The following is an 18387-nucleotide window of genomic DNA, read 5'->3' on the forward strand; positions in this document are numbered from 1 at the left end:
GGTATGGAAAATCTTATCGTAGAAGTTTCAAAATATCTGATGATCATATTGTTTGCGTGTTATGCGTATGAGTGTTTTTCGGCATTCCGCAGCAGAATCAGTACAGAAAAGAGAAATCATATATTTGACCGGCAGATATTTTTTATGTATCTGATCCATCTGGACGCGTTTTTAGTGCTCTATACAGTTACCGATGAAATTAATCTTATCATTCTTTATTTCCTTCAGGTAATTTTAGTGACGATCGTGATCGTTAATTATCAGTTATTGTATCCTAAGGCATCCAGGCTTGTGACAAATAATATGTGCATGCTTTTAATGATCGGTTTTATCATGCTGACAAGGCTTTCTTATGAGAAGGCGATAAGACAGTATGCGATCGCGATCTGTGCGTCGGTCATTACGATCGTGATACCGGTACTGATACGGAAAGTGCAGTCATTACGAAGACTGACGTGGCTGTATGCAATGATCGGTATTATTGGACTTGCTGCAGTTACCATATTTGGTTCTACCAGTTATGGTGCGAAGATCTCGGTTACGATCGGTGGACTGTTTTCGATACAGCCATCTGAGTTCGTGAAAATTCTATTCGTGTTTTTTGTGGCAGGAATGCTTTATAAAAACACAGATTTTAAAACCGTCTGTATCACAACGATCGTGGCGGCAGTACATGTATTGATCTTAGTGGCATCAAGAGATCTTGGAGGTGCATTGATCTTTTTTGTTACCTATCTGGTTATGCTTTATGTTGCGACCAGAAAATTGTTTTATTTTGCCGGCGGTATTCTGGTCGGATGCATCGCCGCTGTTGCTGCCTATGGATTATTTTCACATGTCCGCGTCAGGGTTGTGGCATGGCGCGAGCCGCTCAGTGTTATTGATAACGAGGGGTATCAGATATGCCAGTCCCTGTTTGCGATCGGAACCGGTGGCTGGTTTGGCACAGGATTGTATCAGGGAACACCAAATAAAATACCGGTTGTTGAGCAGGATTTTATTTTTTCTGCAATATCAGAAGAATTAGGAGGTATTTTTGCAATCTGTCTGATCATGGTGTGCATCAGCTGCTTTCTGATGTTTTTAAATATTGCAATGCAGATGAAAGAACAGTTTTATAAACTTGTAGCGTTAGGACTTGGAACAGTGTATGCGTTTCAGGTATTCCTTACCATTGGCGGTGTGACAAAATTTATTCCGTCAACCGGAGTAACACTGCCGTTAGTAAGCTATGGAGGAAGTTCTCTGCTGGCAACCATGATGCTGTTTGCGGTGATTCAGGGATTGTATATTTTGAGGCAGGATGAAGGAGAGAACAATGCGAGAAAAAAACAGCGAAAGACCGGATATGAGAGACAACAGGTCGAAGAACTCTATTAAGACAGGTAAAAAGAAAAAAAATACAAAAAACCGGGAATTTGCGGTTATCACGTATTCGTTTCTGGCATTGTTTATCTGCCTGATGGGGTATTTTTCCTACTTTCAATTTTTTAAGAGTGAGGAATTTATCAATAATCCTTACAATACCAGACAGGAGACATTTGCCCAGAAAATCGTACGCGGTCAGATCCTGACAAATGATGGTCAGGTGCTTGCGGAGACGGTGACGGACAATGAGGGAAATGAGACAAGGAGATATCCATACGGCAGTATATTTTCACACATAGTCGGGTATTCTACCAAGGGAAAGTCAGGAATTGAGTCACTTGCGAACTTTAACCTGCTGCGTTCCAATACAGCTTTTTTAGATAAGGTCGGAGATGAAATGCAGGGTGAGAAAAGTCCGGGAGATAATGTAGTCACGACGTTAGATTATGGACTGCAGGCAACGGCATATGATGCGTTAGGATACTATAAGGGAGCAATCGTTGTATTAGAGCCTTCTACCGGCAAGATTCTTGCAATGGTATCAAAACCGGATTTTGATCCAAACACGATCGCTGCAGACTGGGATAACCTGACGGCGGACGATAACACAGATGCAGCACTGTTAAACCGTGCAACACAGGGACTTTATCCGCCGGGATCGACATTTAAGATACTGACAACTTTAGAGTATATCCAGGAACATGCGGACTATGAAAATTACAGTTATACCTGTACAGGCAGCTATACAGTGGGAGATCATACGATTCACTGTTATGGAAATAAGAGCCACGGAACCCAGAATCTGCGTCAGGCATTTGCCAACTCCTGTAATGCATTTTATGCATCACTCGGAATGGAGCTTGATGTAGACAGGTTTGGACAGTTGTGTGATAAAATGTTGTTTAATACCAGTCTGCCGACGGATCTGCAGGCATCTAAGAGCAGTTTTGTATTAGAAAAGACAGATGGAGCTTCTGCAATTATGGCAACTTCCATTGGACAGGGACAGACGCTTGTGACACCGTTTCATATGGCGCTGATCGTAAGTGCGATCAACAATGACGGCGTTTTGATGAAACCGTATGTGTTAGATCATGTAGAAAGCAGCGACGGAGTTTTAGTGGAGCAATACGAGCCGGAAGAATATGGCACGCTTATGTCAACGGATGAAGCTGCGATTTTAAAGGATTATATGAGTTATGTGGTCGAGACCGGTACCGGTAAGAAATTGAGCGGTCAAAGTTACGAGGCGGCAGGAAAGACAGGATCAGCAGAGTATTCTACCGGAGCAGATTCTTCACATTCCTGGTTTGTAGGATATGCACACAGGGAAGATAAATCTGATATTGCGATTGCCGTAATCGTGGAAAAAGCAGGTGTCGGAAGTGAATATGCCGTACCGATTGCAAAAGAGGTCTTTGATGCATATTATAATGAATGAAATGTTGCATGTGCTTTTGAAAAGTATTATACTTATAAACATGATAGTATTATAAAAGACCACATCAGGAGGTATTGCGATGATCGAGGCAACAAGTTGTGGTGGTGTGGTAATATTTCGCGGCAAAATATTGCTCTTGTACAAAAATTACAAAAATAAATACGAGGGATGGGTACTTCCAAAAGGAACTGTGGAAGCAGGAGAAGAATATAAAGATACAGCGATGAGGGAAGTATATGAAGAGACTGGTGTGAAAGCGACTCTGATGAAATATATCGGAAAAAGCCAGTATTCATTTACAGTACCGGAGGATGTTGTGGAGAAGACGGTGCACTGGTATCTGATGATGGCAGACAGTTATTACAGTAAACCGCAGCGTGAAGAGTATTTTGTCGATTCCGGTTATTACAAATACCATGAGGCGTATCATCTTTTGAAGTTTCCGAATGAGAAACAGATGTTAGAGAGAGCGTATGAGGAATATCAGGAATTAAAAAAGAATAATCTGTGGGGCAGCCACAGGTATGAATAAACAAAACACATCAGAAAGATGGAGCAGGATGTATGATATGGTATAAGGATTTGTATGTGGGGGAGAGTATTGTACATAAGACAAAGAAAGTCAAGTGGAAGATTATGCACAATGCCGGACAGATCGGGATTTATGTGATCACATTGGCCTCTAACAGACAGAATCTGCTTGATATCATACCATCATATGAACTGATGCAAAAGGAATATCCTAAAAAAGATATGGTAATCGTGGGATTGGCAAAGGGTTACGATGAAGCAGTTGAGGTCGCAGCATCCATTATAGATGAGGTGTACCGTAGCACAGGTACATTTGCCGTCCGCACATATCTTGCAGAAAAACAGGGTTAAGGAGCTTGAAATGTCGGTTGTATTGCTCATATTAAAAATAATCGGATGGATTCTGCTGACACTGCTTACGTTTTTTCTACTGATCGTTCTTCTCGTGCTTTTGGTGCCGGTTCGTTACCGGATGGAGGGAATCATTGAAGAAAATGTCCGGATAGAGGGAAAAGTACACTGGATGCTTCATATTTTATCCTTTATGTATTCCTATAATGAAGAAGGACTTTCTTATAAGCTGAAGTTGTTTGGAAGGAATATTTCTCTGGGTGAGAAAATGGAGGACGAAGCGGAAGAAACGATTGCAGACAGCACAGACGTGGCAGTTCATGAGAAAAAAACAGAGGATGAAAACGGAGTTTTTTCAGATATAAAAAAGCAACAGCAGGATGCTGAATCGAAAAATACAGCAGAGTTGCAACAGAAAGGCTCAAAAGATGACACACAGACAACGGAGCTGGATTCCGCAGCACAAAGAAATACAGAAAAGATATCTTCTGGAAAGATATTGCCTGGACAGAAGATAACCGGTAAATTTCACAGTGCCATTGAGAAAATCAAAGGTGTTCGTAGAAAATGGGAAAATCTGTCCGACCGGGCAGGAAAGATAAAAGATGTATTGACCGATGAACATAACCGTAATAGTGTTTCTGTAGTTTGGAGAGAGATTAAATATCTGTTGAAGCATTCTCGCTTTCGAAAGATCAATACAGAATTGAATTTTGCATTATGGGAACCATCAGCGACTGGACAGGCACTTGGAGTCCTCGCAATGTTTCCGGCAGTTTATCAATATGATGTTGGAATCTATCCGGATTTTGAAGCAGATAAAGCGTATGTGGAAGGTACTTTTTTCGTAAAAGGACATATACGTCTGATACATGTACTTATATCCGGTATCCGCCTATTAAAAGAGCGTGATATCCGGAATTTGATAAAGAAAGTTTTTAAATAAAATAGCAGAAAGAAAGGCAGGGTTTCATTATGGCAGACAATAGTTTTCATACAACAGTAGAATCTTTATTTAAAGGGATGGACAGTTTTATCACAACCAAGACGGTAGTAGGGGATGCGATCCATATTGGGGATACGATCATTCTTCCACTGGTTGATGTTTCGTTTGGTGTTGCAGCTGGTGCTTTTTCACAGGAAAAGAAAAATAACGGTGCCGGTGGTATGGGTGGAAAGATCATGCCAAGCGCAGTTCTTGTGATCCAGAATGGTACAACCAAACTGGTAAATATTAAGAATCAGGACGGAATCACAAAAGTGCTTGATATGGTGCCGGATTTTGTAAACAAATTTACTTCAAAAAATGATGCATCTTCTGAGAATGTTACTGAGAATCAGACAGATGCTGCTGCAAAGGCAGCAGCCGGAAAAGAGATGGAAGATATCTTAAAGGATTCTGTGAATAAATAGGAAGCACAGGTTTCATGTTTCATAAATGGTGGATGGTCATAAAAAGTTTTTAAAACAGTATAAAAAACAAGAAGAAACGCATATATTATCAGTAATATATGCGTTTCTTTATTGGAGTCTGCCATGAAACGGATGCTTGGATTCGCACTGTTTTGCTTTGCAATGGGAATGCTTGTGATGATCGTGATTCACAACCGTTTCTGTGGGTTTGTTCTCATGATTTTATGTATGCTGGCAGGGTATTATCTGTTCTGCTGTGATGATTGCTAGCCGATCAGTTCCTTTACGCAGGCAGCGATTGCTTCGTCTTTACAGTTTGCAAAGAAATACTCGCTGAAATGATCGCCACTTAAAGCGCCAATGACAAGGTCGCGGTCAAGTTCTTTTAAAATAGATACAAGATCACGATGAGTTACTTTTTTAACCTCGTCTAAGATTTTTTTATTGCGCTGTTCCGGTACGACACGTTCCTTTGGATATCCGCCGCCACCCGGAGCAAAGAACAGCTTTTCAAAGATATATGTAAGATTTAATTCTCCACCCCAGCCAAAATTCTCGGCGAATGGGAGAGCAATGCAGTTTCCGTCATTGACCTGTGAGAACAGATAAGCGTCAAGTGGGGACTCGATATGTCCGCAGAGTACCTGTGGGAAAGCGTTGCATGCAAGCATAGCGCCCTCGCCGGTTCCGCAGCCTGTGATGACAAAATCAGCGGCACCAGAGTTTAATAAAACTGCTGCAAGAATACCATTCTGCACATAAGTAAGCTGGTGTGTATCTTCTGCAGAATACATGCCGTAGTTGAATACCTCATGTCCCATTGGTTCTACGACAGATTTTAAAGTAGCACAGATCATTTCATTTTTTGCTGCCTGGCTGTTTTCGTTGATTAATGCAATTTTCATGAATATCCTCATTTCTGTACTGCCGGTATATTGTTTTGCCGGAATACTGGCAGTACGTCCGTATTCCGGCATTATATCTGGTTATTAAAAATGTATATCTGTAAATATACGATAGGTTATTACATTAAATCTTTCATTGCAACATCATCCATATCATCAAAGTCCTGATTCTCGCCAACCATTCCCCAGATGAAAGTGTATGCCTGTGTACCGCATCCGGAGTGAATGGACCAGCTTGGAGAGATAACAGCCTGTTCGTTGCGCATAACGATGTGTCTTGTCTCGGTCGGTTCGCCCATGTAATGCATTACAAGTGCATCTTTTGGCATATCAAAGTACAGATAAACTTCCATACGTCTGTCATGTGTGTGGCATGGCATTGTGTTCCATACGCTGCCCGGTTCAAGTTTTGTCATACCCATTTCAAGCTGACAGCTTTCTACCTGTCCCGGAAGAATATATTTGCAGATCGTTCTGTGGTTGGCTGTCTCTAAAGAACCGAGCTCAACTTTGTTACAGTCCTTTACAATGACAACACCGTCTTCCGGTGTACCCTCCGGTTTGATCAGTACGGTAGGATAAGTCATATGGGCAGGAGCGCTGTTTAAGTAAAATTTTGCAGGGGAATCTGCGTTTTCACTTGCAAAAGAAATATCCTTTGAACCCATGCCGATATACATGCCTTCTTTATGGGCAACTTTGTATTCTTTTCCATCGATCGTGATCACACCGGCACCACCGATATTGATCACACCGAGCTCACGGCGTTCGCAGAAATACTGTGCACGCAGCTCATCGCCGGCGGTTAATTTTAAAGTCTCTTTTACCGGAACAGCAGATCCTGTGATGATACGGTCGATATGGCTGTATACAAGTTTGATGATTTCCGGCTGAAACAGGTCGTCAATTAAAAATTCCTCTCTTAAACGTTCGGTTGTGTAATGTTTGACATCTCTTGGAGATGCTGCAGTACGAAGTTCCATAAAATGTTCCTTTCCTGCGCATTTCGGTGCGCATCACAAATATCTTAATATATGAATCCAAAACGCTGAAAATCAGGTTATTAAAGCTGCCTGCATCTGTTATATCTTAGCAGGTTTTTAAGTTAAATCCAAAGTAATTTACGGAGTTGTTGTAGCAGATACCTTTGATAATCTCCTCTAATGTATCATAATCTGCCGGGAACTCACCGTTTTCTACCCACTCACCAATGAGGTTGCAGAGGATTCTGCGGAAGTAATCATGGCGTGTATAGGATAAGAAACTTCTTGAGTCAGTCAGCATGCCGACAAAACCGGAAAGATTTCCGAGGTTTGCAAGGGAGATCATCTGATCCTGCATACCGGTCTTGTGATCGTTGAACCACCATGCGGAACCCTGCTGGATCTTTGCAACAGCGGTGGAATCCTGGAAGCATCCTAAGATAGTGCCGATTGCCTGGTTGTCGTTCGGGTTTAAGCTGTAAATGATTGTCTTTGGAAGATTGCCATTCTTATTTAAAGAGTTTAAGAAATCTGCCATTTCGGAAGACGGAGCATAGTTGTTGATGCAGTCATAACCGGTATCCGGTCCAAGGCGGTCAAACATCGGAGTATTGTTGTCACGTTTGCATCCATAATGAAGCTGCATTACCCAGTTGCGTTTTGTATATTCTGTGCCGACAAATAACATAAATGCGGTTTTGAATTTTAATTCTTCTGCGCGTGTAACACCTTCGCCGGAAAGACGTTTTGCAAAAATAGCCTCGATCTCATCATCAGAAGCAGGAGCATACATTACATATTCCAGAGCATGGTCAGATACGCTGCATCCCATGGAAGCAAAGAAATCCATGCGGTTTGAAAGAGCTTTCTTTAAAGCCGCAAACGTATCTACATTGATGCCGGAAACTTCAGATAACTGGGAGATATAATCTAAATAAGTAACTTTTTCAATGTTCATTGCCTTGTCAGGACGCCATGCAGGAAGTACCTGTACATCAAAGGAATCATCCTCAGCGATTTTTTTATGCCACTCTAAGGAATCAACAGGATCATCTGTGGTGCAGATTAATGTAACATTGGATTGTCTGATAATGTTGCGGACAGACATATCTTTCTCTGCAAGTCTCTTATTACATAATTCCCATACTTCCTCAGCGGTTTTCTTATTTAAAACACCATTGTAGCCGAAATATTTTTTTAACTCCAGATGACTCCAGTGGAAGAGCGGGTTACCGATGGCTTTTCCGAGAACTTCTGCCCATTTTAAGAATTTTTCCTTGTCAGAGGCATCGCCGGTGATATATTTCTCGTCTACACCACAGGAACGCATAAAGCGCCATTTGTAATGATCGCCGCCTAACCATACCTGGGTAATATTCTCAAACTGGCGGTCTTCATAGATTTCCTGCGGATTGATGTGGCAGTGGTAATCTAAGATCGGCGCATCTGCTGCGTAAGAATGGTAAAGTTTCTGTGCGGTCTCGCTCTGAAGCAAGAAGTTTTCGTCCATAAATTGTTTCATTGTTTTTCCTCCATTATGTTTGTTTTAGAATAAGGTAGTTCCACGTTTAATTAATTTGCCGGAAAAAATAGATTTTTTCGGCATTTCTTCACCAGAAAGAACTCCCACTAAGGTCTGCACTAACTGATGTGTCTGTGTTTCCAGGCGGTTGTCCACGGAAGTAAGTTCCGGAATACAGCAGGTTGTCAGCATGGAATTGTTGTACCCCATGATGGATAGATCATCGGGTACGGAAATATGATTGCGCTGCGCATATTTGACTACACCGACGGCGAGTACATCGTCGGCAGCGATCACTCCATGAAAAGGAGGGGCCTCTTTTGCAACCTGATCCATAAAGTCAGCAATTTCGTTAAACTGCTGGGAATCCCCGTCGTATTTGTGGATTCTGTTTTCTATATCAGAGATGCCATGTTTTTTTAAAGCATCTTTGAAACCGTTTAATTTTTTGCGACCACTGTATGAAATGGAATTATAAATATAGACTGGATCGGCAATCCCGGAATCCAACATAGATTCTGTTGCCTCAAACATGGTCGTATAGTCATCACATAAAGTGCTGTAAACGTTTGGATAATCGAAAGAAGCGTTTAACAGCATGATCGGTACCTGTGAGGAAATATCCTTAATGTACTGGTTTTCATCTTCGGTAGTACCGATGAAGTTAGAACCGACAAGAATGATACTGTCTACTTTTTTGGAAAGGATCAAATTCAGGTAATTCTGTTTGATCTCTAAATTATAACCGGTACAGCAGAGCAGTGACTCATAACCATTTGCCTGCAGTTCCTGTTCTAAATAATAAACCGCCTTTGCAAGAAAAAGATCAGAGGAATCTGCACAGAGAATACCGATCGTCTGCAGGGAGTGAAGTCCCATGCCGCGTGCAAAAGCGTTTGGTGTATAATCATATTTTTCAATGATATCCATGACTTTTTTCTTTGTAGAAGGTCGGACTTTGTCGCTGCCGTTTAATACACGGGAAACAGTCGCGATGGATACACCGGCTTTTTTCGAAATGTCGTATATTGTCATAAATAAAATCCCTTTAATATGTTAAAATCGCTTCCTGTATTACATCTTATAAAGAAATGTAAAAGAAAATGAAAGCAGTTTCATTGCTACTGGTCTGATTATACAATAACAAAAAAAAGAAAGCAATATCAGATTTTGTAAAATATAGAAAAAATGTAGAAGAAAAAGTGACGATTTTAAAGAAAAATAATAAAAATCACTAAATTGTGCAAAATTACATATTGACGAAACGGTAAAAAGGTGTAAGAATACAAATTGTAAACGCTTACAAAATGACAAGGTGCAGTAATGATCTGATAATCAGGAGGAAATCATGGATTTATTAAACAGAAAAAAAACAGGAAAAGTAGAAAGACCAGTTAAAGTATTACAGTTTGGAGAAGGAAATTTCCTTCGTGCGTTTGTTGACTACATGATCGACATTGCAAATGAGCAGGGAAAATTTAACGGAGACATCGTACTTGTAAAACCGATTGAGTTCGGAAGTCTTGACAGATTTCACGATCAGGAGTGCCAGTATACAGTACAGTTAAGAGGAATCGTGGATGGAGAGCCGAAGCGTATTAACCGTATCGTAACCAGCGTTGCAGATGCAGTAGATGCTTATGGTGAATATCAGAAATATGCAGATTATGCAAAACTTGACAGCTTACGTTACATTGTTTCTAATACAACAGAGGCAGGTATCGTTTATGATGATACAGACAGATTAGAGATGGAGCCGCCGAAGAGCTATCCGGGTAAATTGACCAAATTCTTATATGAAAGATATAAACATTTTAACGGAGCAATGGACAAAGGTCTTGTGATGCTTCCGGTTGAGCTGATCGATGATAATGGTATCCATTTAAAAGAGTGTGTAGAGAAACTTGCAGTACTCTGGAACTTAGAAGAAGGATTTAAGAAATGGTTAGATGAGGCATGTGTATTTACATCCACATTAGTTGACCGTATTGTAACCGGTTACCCAAGAGATGAGGCTGAGGAACTTTGCAAAGAGTTCGGATATCAGGATAACCTGATTGTAACAGGTGAACCATTTGCTCTCTGGGTTATCGAGAGTGCAAAAGATATCAGCAAAGAATTTGCACTTCCGGATGCAGGACTCCCGGTTATCTTTACTGACAATCAGAAACCTTATAAACAGAGAAAAGTACGTATCTTAAATGGTGCCCATACTTCTTTTGTACTGGCATCTTATCTCTGTGGTAATGATATCGTGTTAGAGTCCATGCAGGATGAATTGATCTTCAACTTTATGAAAGCAACGATCTTTGATGAAGTTATTCCTACATTAACACTTCCGAAACAGGATCTGATCGATTTTGCAGAGGCAGTTATTACAAGATTTAACAACCCATATGTAAAACATGCATTATTATCCATTTCCCTGAACTCTGTTTCAAAATGGCGCGCAAGATGTATGCCGAGCTTCTTAGAGTACATTAAGAACGAAGGAAAACTTCCGACACACCTGACATTTTCACTGGCTGCCCTGATGGCATTCTATACAGGTACAGAGATTCGCGACAAAGCATTGATCGGACATCGTGATGGTGCTGAGTATCAGATCTTAGATGACGCAGCGGTATTAGAGTTCTTTGCAGAAAACAGTTCAAAAGATGCAGCAGAATATACACATGCAGTATTATCCAATGAGCATTTCTGGGGTGAGGACCTTACAAAATTAGCAGGAGTGGAAGAGGCTGTAACTGGTTACATGGAAGATATCCGTGCACTTGGAATGAGAGCAGCAATGGAAAAAACTTTTAACGCATAAGCAGGAGAATACTTATGAAAGATTTTATCAAAATTAATGAAAATGATAATGTCATTGTTGCCATAAAGGAAATTGCGGAGGGAGAAAAAGTCGCTGTTGATGGAAAAGAATTTACAGCGGCTGAGATGATCCCTGCCGGTCATAAGATGGCGATCAGTGATATTCCGCAGGGCGGCGATGTGATCAAATATGGTTTCCGTATCGGAAATGCAAAAGAGGATATCAAAGCCGGTCAGTGGGTGCATGTACATAATATCAAAACTGCTCTTGGTGATCTGCTTACCTATACCTATGAGCCGGTAAAAACAGAGGAAAAAAAGACAGAGGATCGTACTTTTATGGGATTTTCACGTCCGGATGGAAGCGTCGGTGTGCGTAATGAAGTCTGGATCATACCGACGGTCGGCTGTGTGAACAACATCGCAACAGCGATGGCAAAACGTGCCAATGCAAAGGTTCATGGTTCTGTGGAGGAAGTCATTGCATTTCCTCATCCATATGGATGTTCCCAGATGGGAGACGACCAGGAACACACCAGAACAATCCTTGCAGATCTCGTAAAGCATCCGAACGCAGGTGGTGTTTTAGTACTTGGACTTGGATGTGAAAACAGTAATATTGGTGAACTGAAGAAATACATTGGTGATTATGATGAGAACCGTGTGAAATTTTTAGTCTGCCAGGAATGTGAAGATGAGATGGAAGAGGGCGAAAAACTCTTAGAAGAACTGATCGATTATGCTGCTGGATTTTCCCGTGAGCCGATCAGTGCATCCAAACTCATCATTGGCATGAAGTGCGGTGGAAGTGATGGATTCTCCGGAATTACAGCAAATCCGCTGGTTGGTAAGTTTTCTGATATTTTAATCGGAAAAGGTGGAACGACGATCCTGACAGAGGTGCCAGAGATGTTTGGTGCAGAAACATTGCTGATGAACCGCTGTGAAAATGAAGAACTGTTCCATCAGACCGTAGATCTGATCAATGATTTTAAACAGTATTTTAAAGATAATCATCAGACGATTTATGAAAATCCGTCACCGGGAAATAAAAAAGGCGGTATTTCAACTTTAGAGGATAAGTCTTTGGGATGTACGCAGAAATCAGGAAGTGCTGCAGTAAAAGGCGTTCTTTCCTACGGTGAACGTGTACATACACCGGGACTGAACCTTCTTAGCGCACCGGGTAATGATCTTGTCGCTGCAACTGCATTAGCAGCCAGCGGTGCACATATTGTACTGTTTACGACCGGACGCGGAACACCGTTTGCATCCCCGGTTCCAACAGTAAAGATTTCCAGCAACAGTACTCTTGCCGGAAAGAAAAAGAACTGGATCGATTTCAATGCGGGTGTTCTTGTGGAAGATGCAGAGTTAGAAGAAACAGGTCAGAAATTATTTGACTATGTGATCGATGTTGCATCCGGTAAGAAAGTACGCAGTGAAGAAGCAGGATTCCATGATATGGCAATTTTTAAACAGGGAGTCACTCTGTAGAGATGACATACTGGCAATAGACAATAAAATGAATATTCACAAAAACATGTAATCATTGTGTCACATGTTTAATAATTTAGACAACAGAATATTTGCACAGGATTCAATTTGTCATTTCAGAAATATTGGGCAGAAAACGCAGAAACTGGATTCTTATTTATAGAATCTTAAACATAACACAAAAAAGGAGATAGAAATATGTCATTTTTAAACAATTTCTCATTAGAGGGCAAAATTGCATTAGTAACAGGCGCATCTTATGGTATCGGATTTGCAATCGCATCTGCTTATGCAGAGGCTGGCGCAACCATCGTATTTAATGATATCAAACAGGAGCTGGTTGATAAAGGATTAGCTGCATATGCAGAAAAAGGTATTAAAGCTCATGGTTATGTATGTGATGTTACAAATGAGGAGCAGGTAAACGCTTTCATTAAGAAAGTAGAAGAAGAAGTTGGTGTGATCGATATTCTTGTAAATAATGCAGGTATCATCAAACGTATCCCGATGTGCGATATGTCAGCGGCAGAATTCAGACAGGTAATCGACGTTGACTTAAATGCACCGTTTATCGTATCAAAAGCAGTTATCCCGTCTATGATCAAAAAAGGTCACGGAAAGATCATCAACATCTGCTCTATGATGAGTGAACTTGGTCGTGAGACTGTTTCCGCTTACGCTGCTGCAAAGGGTGGATTAAAAATGTTGACAAAGAATATTGCATCTGAGTATGGTGAATTCAATATCCAGTGTAACGGTATCGGACCTGGTTATATCGCAACACCTCAGACTGCACCTCTTCGTGAGATCCAGCCAGATGGTTCCAGACATCCGTTTGACCAGTTCATTATTGCAAAAACTCCGGCTGCAAGATGGGGAAATGCAGAAGACTTACAGGGACCGGCTGTATTCCTTGCATCTGATGCATCTAACTTTGTAAATGGTCATGTGCTGTATGTAGACGGTGGTATTTTAGCTTATATTGGTAAACAGCCACAGTAAAAATGGCAGCTTATAGTTAGCATCACTTTGGTGTTGGCTGAGCCTTGGGGCGTGCACCGGAACCATAAAATTGCCGGTTCCGGTGCACTGTCGGCGAGCCTTAGTGCACTGGAGCCGGAAGTTTTGTGGTGAGATATGCTGGCTTTTAAAAGCGATAATTTATATTTTTCGCTCCATAAAAATATATTTTCCCTCGTTGATAACGTGAAAGTTATTTTTTGACCAGAAAGCATTAAATAGCAACTAAAGATTCCTTTTCAAAAAAACCAACGTAGAATTTATCATCATAACTTTTTCCTGATGGTAGTGCTTTCATGTCTTTTAATATACTTTCTTTTGTGACAAAGGGAGGATGATATTGATAAAAAACAGGATTCCCACAACACAAATCAAAAATAATATCCAGGTCATTTTTGTCTAATTTACGTACATAAAACTTTTGTGATAAAGAGTTCACGTCCAAATCAATCACCTCATAAAAATCAAATTACTAACTCTATTTTACCATTGAGAATTAAGACTTGTGTTGCCATCCATGGCAACGCAACACTGCGTTATGAACCGGTAAAACAAGATTTCCTAATTTTCTCCCAAAGTCACAAAATTAGTTACGGATTTGTGAAATCTGCCAGCCGCTAAGTTGAGAATCACCTTTTGACACCCGAATCTTATTAAGAAAATGTAGGTATAACATAGTTTTACCTGCAGTTCTAGCTAGCCAATCGTCCCGAACAGATGTCCCTGAAACTCACCAAACAAACTTTCTTCCTGTTTCTTCATAAACACTGTCACATCAGATTCCCCAAACACCACCTCAAAATGGACACTTCCCACAAATGCATCCATAATATGCGCCCGCACATACAAAGTATTCTCCGATACCCAGATACCGCTGGCGGCATATTTCTGATCATAGATTGGAAACTGTCCGCAGACAAGTTTTCCGAAACCAAAATGGATCGAACATATCTGGTCATGCAGTGTAAACGTAAAACATCCCTCATCATTTGTAAAATCCGCCGTAAAATCCGTAAACTCACCGTCATTTTTTTCAAACACATATCGCTTTCCTAAGATATGCGAAACAGCGGGAGCTGTGCTTGATCCGTTGTCCAGAGGTGAAATCGCAAGGGAAGAGAGCACAGAAAGAAGCTCTGTATGCGATTTTTGATCCTCCGGGAGTGGATTTGCCTGTATATAAGGAAGAATCTTGTCATACAGAGCATCATAAATCAACTGATTACCGCCGGAAATTCCCTGTGTATCTGCGGTGGTAACAAAAAGCAGATCATAATCCGGAAGGTAATGGATGAACTGGCCACCCATGCCGTAGCAGACAAAACCATTCTTTTCACTGCGCCAGATCTGGTATCCATAGCCACAGGCTTCACTTGGAAGGGGCGCTGTCATGCGGGTATCGGAGAGATATGAGGCAGCTGTTTTGATATAAGAAGCTGGAACGAGCTGTTTTCCGTTAATATTTCCATTATGAGCTAAAAGATAACCGAATTTTAAAAGGTCAGATGGAAGTGCAACAAGACCACTGCCACCCATGGAGATACCAAAGGGATCGGTCAACATATAGGACTCGCTTGATAATTCCAGAACGGACAGTTTTTGTTTCAGGTAATCGAGCATTGACATTCCGGAAAGCCGTTCTACGAGTGCACAGAGTGTATGTGTAGAGGAAGTATCATAATGAAAGAGCTTTCCTGACGGATGAGTTGGCGGTACTGTAAAGAAACTTTCTACCCAGTCATTTTTCATATTGACTTTATAAGTTGTGGATGCATGACAGGTACGCATCATGAGCATATCGCGGATCGTCATTTCTGCGATCCATGGATGTACATTAGATGGAACTTTATCCGGAAAATATCTGACAATGGGATCATCGAGAGATAATTTTCCCTCTGCTTCTAACAGACCGATCGCAATGGAAGTAAAACTTTTACTGATGGAAAACATGCGATGCAGGGTATCTTTTTGGTAGGGAGCATAATAGCCTTCAGCAATCAGGGTATCATGCCGCATCAGAAGAAAACTGTGCATGGGAATCTGTTTTTTCTGTAAACGTTCCAAAAATTTAAGAAGGCATCTGGAAGGGATGCCAACACTTTCTGGAGAATCTTTTTTGAAATCAAACATTGTATACTCCATTTCTGCGTTAATTTACGCTGTTATTGTTTTTAATTTAAGACTGAACACCGAAACTGCTCGGTGTAACGCCAAATTTTTTCTTAAATGCACGCCGGAAAGAAGTCTGGTTATTATATCCAACTTCCAATGCAATCTCATTGATGCCGGATTTACCTTTTTCAATCAGATGGGCTGCTTCTGTAAGGCGCAGATCTTCCAGATAAACGGAAAAGTTTACGTTCATATTTTCCTTAAACATATGAGAAAAATAACTTTCTGATATATGAAACTCATCAGATATCTTACTTAAACAGAGAGCCGGATTTTTATAATTTTCACGGATATAAGTTACAATACTGTCGATCAGGTTATTTTTCTCGGACTTTGATGCAAAGAAATCACACAGCCTGATGCTGATATCTTCACAGAGACGGAAGGTAAGCTCATCCTGTGAAAGCAGGGTGTCGATTTCCATGATCTCCGGGGTAATTTCTCCGGTGTAGGTAAATCGAGCTTTCAATAAGGTATTGCGGATGTCGGTAAGTAAAAAGCGCAATAACTGGAACGGAAGGGAACGTTCTTCAATATTTTCCTGATGGATCAGGTTAAAAATCTCGATCACCTGCGTCTTATTGCCTCCGGTAATGGAGCGGATCAGACGGGTTGAAAATTCTGCCGGATAGTAATAAACATGCGAATCTTTTTTTAACATTTCATATGGAAGGAAAATATAGTTCTTGCTGGTATAGCCGGCTGCATCTTTCGCCTGCTGGTAGGATTCCCAGATGTTGGTAAAGGAACAGGAAAGACCTATTCCGGCAAAAAACCAGATTGAATATTCTTCTAACAGCTCACTGTGAAATTTTAAAACCTTTTCCTGAAGAGAGATCAGCATTTTGTCTGGTTTTTCATGAAAAGGAATCAGTAAAGTGTAAATATGTTTCTTTGGCGAACAAAGATATAAATTGTTCTCGTAGGAAAAATATCTTGCTAAGAGATTTGTTATGATATCTTTTGCGTTTTCAGAACTATCGGAAGCTGTATTTTCATTCGGAAAAGTATCAATGGTAGGATCATTTTCATAAGTTACACCATATAAAACATAATAGTGAAGCGAGGAATCCTCTAAATGCAGATAATTCTGGATAAATGCAAATTCATCAGGGGTAGTAATAACACCACTCATCAGCTGTCTTAAATAATTGTCATATAAAACTGGACGGATCGCAGCGGCTTCCTCGATCAGCTGCGTATTTGCGTGCAGTGTTTCCTTAAGCTGGCCGTCTAAGTGAAGGATCGGGCGCATATTGTTACGGACTAAAATAAATATCATGATAAGTCCACCGACAACTGCTGCAAAAAGGATGAACAGGAAAATAATCTGATAGTCGGACGGATAAATAGATTCCGGCTGTACCAGATAAAAAGTCCAGTCATTTGTTTTTGAAGCCATTCGCATGATATGGGTGTCGTCGTGAATACAGGTATTATTGCCATCGTAAGATAAGGATAATACAGATTCTGCAAGCGTGGATAAATTGTCCTCAGAAGACTGAAACTCATCTCCACAAAGGGAAAATACCGGCTGGTTTTGATCATCAACTGCAAGAATGTAACCGGTATCACCTAATGAGACACCATTGAAAATTTTGCGAAAGGTCTGTTCACTGATATGAAATGCCACAGTGGCAGGAATATCTTTGTAGGTCAGAACATCCATATTCAAAACATAAAGATAAGCGTTATCACTTTCCGGAAGCATAAAATCAGAAAGAGGATAAATCGCGGCATCTTTTGTAAGATTATTGTTAAGCAGATCATGCCATTCATTAAAATTAGCCCCGGAAGATAAATAGTTTCTTATATAATAGAGCTGTTCTGAATTGAAAGTGTTTACACTGATAATATAGCCACTGTTTCTCAGATAAACAAAATATGTACTAAATGGAAGTTCATTGTAAGAATACATATAAGAAGCAAGAGACTGCTTCATGGCAAGACCGGACAAGTAGAAATCATTATCGTCAGTGGACGTCATGGTAGCAAGACGGTATAGTTTTGTATTCATACTGAGCTGTCTGGTAATAGAGTCCATGGTGGTAAAATTATTATCTAAAAGAGATACAGCGCTTTCAAAGGTAGACTGATCCTGATCCCAGAAATCCTGTTCGGAACGTGTTGTTGAAACGCGGTGGAGATATACCATCAGAAGTAAAATGATAAGTAAAAAGACACTGTATGTGACAGCAAAGCGAATCATAAGAAAAGTAGTGGATTCATTTTTTGCTGCGGTATCTGATGTGTGATTCAAATTTATTCTCATAGGTGATAAATGTCCTTTTTGGATGTATTTTAATCGTACTTTTTTTATTTTATCATAATATGGGAAAATTACAACAGAAACCGAAAAAACCAGTAAAA

At 40.5% G+C, this 18387-nt stretch carries 17 protein-coding genes; 10 read left to right on the top strand and 7 right to left on the bottom strand.

Features of this window, described 5'->3' with window-relative positions; genetic code table 11:
- Positions 1-3 precede the first annotated feature (3 nt).
- The 7 genes from DXA60_RS13045 (at position 4) to DXA60_RS18900 (ending at position 5374) form a co-directional block, all read left to right on the top strand.
- Positions 4-1380: an FtsW/RodA/SpoVE family cell cycle protein gene (locus DXA60_RS13045; protein ID WP_117921849.1), complete on the top strand. Its 1377-nt coding sequence runs from the start codon at positions 4-6 to the stop codon at positions 1378-1380.
- Positions 1319-2809, top strand: a complete 1491-nt coding sequence (locus DXA60_RS13050; RefSeq protein WP_117921850.1) for a peptidoglycan D,D-transpeptidase FtsI family protein — start codon at positions 1319-1321, stop codon at positions 2807-2809. Before DXA60_RS13045 ends, DXA60_RS13050 begins: the two co-directional genes overlap by 62 nt.
- Positions 2810-2888: 79 nt before the next feature.
- Entirely contained in the window at positions 2889-3341 is a 453-nt protein-coding gene (locus DXA60_RS13055; RefSeq protein WP_006856003.1) for an NUDIX hydrolase, read from the top strand.
- 32 nt (positions 3342-3373) lie between these two features.
- On the top strand, positions 3374-3691 hold the full coding sequence (locus DXA60_RS13060) for a hypothetical protein (protein WP_117921851.1): 318 nt from the start codon (positions 3374-3376) through the stop codon (positions 3689-3691).
- Between the two features lie 10 nt (positions 3692-3701).
- Positions 3702-4637 (top strand): hypothetical protein, encoded by a 936-nt coding sequence (locus DXA60_RS13065; protein WP_117921852.1) that lies wholly within the window; start codon positions 3702-3704, stop codon positions 4635-4637.
- Between the two features lie 29 nt (positions 4638-4666).
- On the top strand, positions 4667-5104 hold the full coding sequence (locus DXA60_RS13070) for a GerW family sporulation protein (RefSeq protein WP_117921853.1): 438 nt from the start codon (positions 4667-4669) through the stop codon (positions 5102-5104).
- 123 nt (positions 5105-5227) lie between these two features.
- Positions 5228-5374, top strand: coding sequence for a hypothetical protein (locus tag DXA60_RS18900; RefSeq protein ID WP_006856007.1), 147 nt, complete (start codon positions 5228-5230; stop codon positions 5372-5374).
- Here the strand turns inward: DXA60_RS18900 and DXA60_RS13075 are convergent.
- The 4 genes from DXA60_RS13075 to DXA60_RS13090 all read right to left on the bottom strand — a co-directional run bounded on the left by DXA60_RS13075 (position 5371) and on the right by DXA60_RS13090 (position 9549).
- Entirely contained in the window at positions 5371-6009 is a 639-nt protein-coding gene (locus DXA60_RS13075) for an RpiB/LacA/LacB family sugar-phosphate isomerase (protein WP_117921878.1), read from the bottom strand. The genes DXA60_RS18900 and DXA60_RS13075 overlap by 4 nt on opposite strands.
- Before the next feature lie 119 nt (positions 6010-6128).
- Positions 6129-6992, bottom strand: coding sequence for a 5-dehydro-4-deoxy-D-glucuronate isomerase (gene kduI, locus DXA60_RS13080; protein WP_117921854.1), 864 nt, complete (start codon positions 6990-6992; stop codon positions 6129-6131).
- 106 nt (positions 6993-7098) lie between these two features.
- The gene (uxaC, locus tag DXA60_RS13085; RefSeq protein WP_117921855.1) at positions 7099-8514 is read right to left on the bottom strand and encodes a glucuronate isomerase; all 1416 of its coding nucleotides are present in this window, start codon (positions 8512-8514) and stop codon (positions 7099-7101) included.
- 24 nt (positions 8515-8538) lie between these two features.
- Positions 8539-9549, bottom strand: coding sequence for a LacI family DNA-binding transcriptional regulator (locus DXA60_RS13090; RefSeq protein WP_117921856.1), 1011 nt, complete (start codon positions 9547-9549; stop codon positions 8539-8541).
- Positions 9550-9862: 313 nt separating this feature from the next.
- On the opposite strand from DXA60_RS13090, the gene DXA60_RS13095 reads away from it, so the two are divergent.
- From DXA60_RS13095 to DXA60_RS13105, 3 genes are all read left to right on the top strand, one after another.
- Entirely contained in the window at positions 9863-11329 is a 1467-nt protein-coding gene (locus DXA60_RS13095) for a tagaturonate reductase (RefSeq protein WP_117921857.1), read from the top strand.
- Between the two features lie 14 nt (positions 11330-11343).
- Complete coding sequence (locus DXA60_RS13100; protein WP_117921858.1) at positions 11344-12825, top strand: UxaA family hydrolase; 1482 nt, start codon at positions 11344-11346, stop codon at positions 12823-12825.
- A 198-nt stretch (positions 12826-13023) separates the two neighbouring features.
- The gene (locus tag DXA60_RS13105; protein WP_015560591.1) at positions 13024-13827 is read left to right on the top strand and encodes a gluconate 5-dehydrogenase; all 804 of its coding nucleotides are present in this window, start codon (positions 13024-13026) and stop codon (positions 13825-13827) included.
- Positions 13828-14059: 232 nt separating this feature from the next.
- Here DXA60_RS13105 and DXA60_RS13110 read toward each other — a convergent pair whose 3' ends face one another.
- The 3 genes from DXA60_RS13110 to DXA60_RS13120 form a co-directional block, all read right to left on the bottom strand.
- On the bottom strand, positions 14060-14284 hold the full coding sequence (locus DXA60_RS13110) for a hypothetical protein (RefSeq protein ID WP_147345393.1): 225 nt from the start codon (positions 14282-14284) through the stop codon (positions 14060-14062).
- A 257-nt stretch (positions 14285-14541) separates the two neighbouring features.
- Positions 14542-15975, bottom strand: a complete 1434-nt coding sequence (locus tag DXA60_RS13115; protein WP_199536228.1) for a serine hydrolase domain-containing protein — start codon at positions 15973-15975, stop codon at positions 14542-14544.
- A gap of 46 nt (positions 15976-16021) precedes the next feature.
- Positions 16022-18289 carry a helix-turn-helix domain-containing protein gene (locus tag DXA60_RS13120; RefSeq protein WP_117921861.1) on the bottom strand — a complete coding sequence of 756 codons (2268 nt, stop codon included), beginning with the start codon at positions 18287-18289 and terminating at the stop codon, positions 16022-16024.
- Between the last annotated feature and the right edge of the window lie 98 nt (positions 18290-18387).

The sequence above is a fragment of the Roseburia sp. OF03-24 genome (assembly GCF_003463035.1).
GTDB lineage: Bacteria > Bacillota > Clostridia > Lachnospirales > Lachnospiraceae > Roseburia > Roseburia rectibacter.

Bases quoted from the DNA above. Each gene is read 5' to 3' on its own strand.
- DXA60_RS13045 (WP_117921849.1), top strand. From the start codon at position 4: ATGGAAAATCTTATCGTAGAAGTTTCAAAATATCTGATGATCATATTG.
- DXA60_RS13050 (WP_117921850.1), top strand. From the start codon at position 1,319: ATGCGAGAAAAAAACAGCGAAAGACCGGATATGAGAGACAACAGGTCG.
- DXA60_RS13055 (WP_006856003.1), top strand. From the start codon at position 2,889: ATGATCGAGGCAACAAGTTGTGGTGGTGTGGTAATATTTCGCGGCAAA.
- DXA60_RS13060 (WP_117921851.1), top strand. From the start codon at position 3,374: ATGATATGGTATAAGGATTTGTATGTGGGGGAGAGTATTGTACATAAG.
- DXA60_RS13065 (WP_117921852.1), top strand. From the start codon at position 3,702: ATGTCGGTTGTATTGCTCATATTAAAAATAATCGGATGGATTCTGCTG.
- DXA60_RS13070 (WP_117921853.1), top strand. From the start codon at position 4,667: ATGGCAGACAATAGTTTTCATACAACAGTAGAATCTTTATTTAAAGGG.
- DXA60_RS18900 (WP_006856007.1), top strand. From the start codon at position 5,228: ATGAAACGGATGCTTGGATTCGCACTGTTTTGCTTTGCAATGGGAATG.
- DXA60_RS13075 (WP_117921878.1), bottom strand. From the start codon at position 6,009: ATGAAAATTGCATTAATCAACGAAAACAGCCAGGCAGCAAAAAATGAA.
- kduI (WP_117921854.1), bottom strand. From the start codon at position 6,992: ATGGAACTTCGTACTGCAGCATCTCCAAGAGATGTCAAACATTACACA.
- uxaC (WP_117921855.1), bottom strand. From the start codon at position 8,514: ATGAAACAATTTATGGACGAAAACTTCTTGCTTCAGAGCGAGACCGCA.
- DXA60_RS13090 (WP_117921856.1), bottom strand. From the start codon at position 9,549: ATGACAATATACGACATTTCGAAAAAAGCCGGTGTATCCATCGCGACT.
- DXA60_RS13095 (WP_117921857.1), top strand. From the start codon at position 9,863: ATGGATTTATTAAACAGAAAAAAAACAGGAAAAGTAGAAAGACCAGTT.
- DXA60_RS13100 (WP_117921858.1), top strand. From the start codon at position 11,344: ATGAAAGATTTTATCAAAATTAATGAAAATGATAATGTCATTGTTGCC.
- DXA60_RS13105 (WP_015560591.1), top strand. From the start codon at position 13,024: ATGTCATTTTTAAACAATTTCTCATTAGAGGGCAAAATTGCATTAGTA.
- DXA60_RS13115 (WP_199536228.1), bottom strand. From the start codon at position 15,975: ATGTTTGATTTCAAAAAAGATTCTCCAGAAAGTGTTGGCATCCCTTCC.
- DXA60_RS13120 (WP_117921861.1), bottom strand. From the start codon at position 18,289: ATGAGAATAAATTTGAATCACACATCAGATACCGCAGCAAAAAATGAA.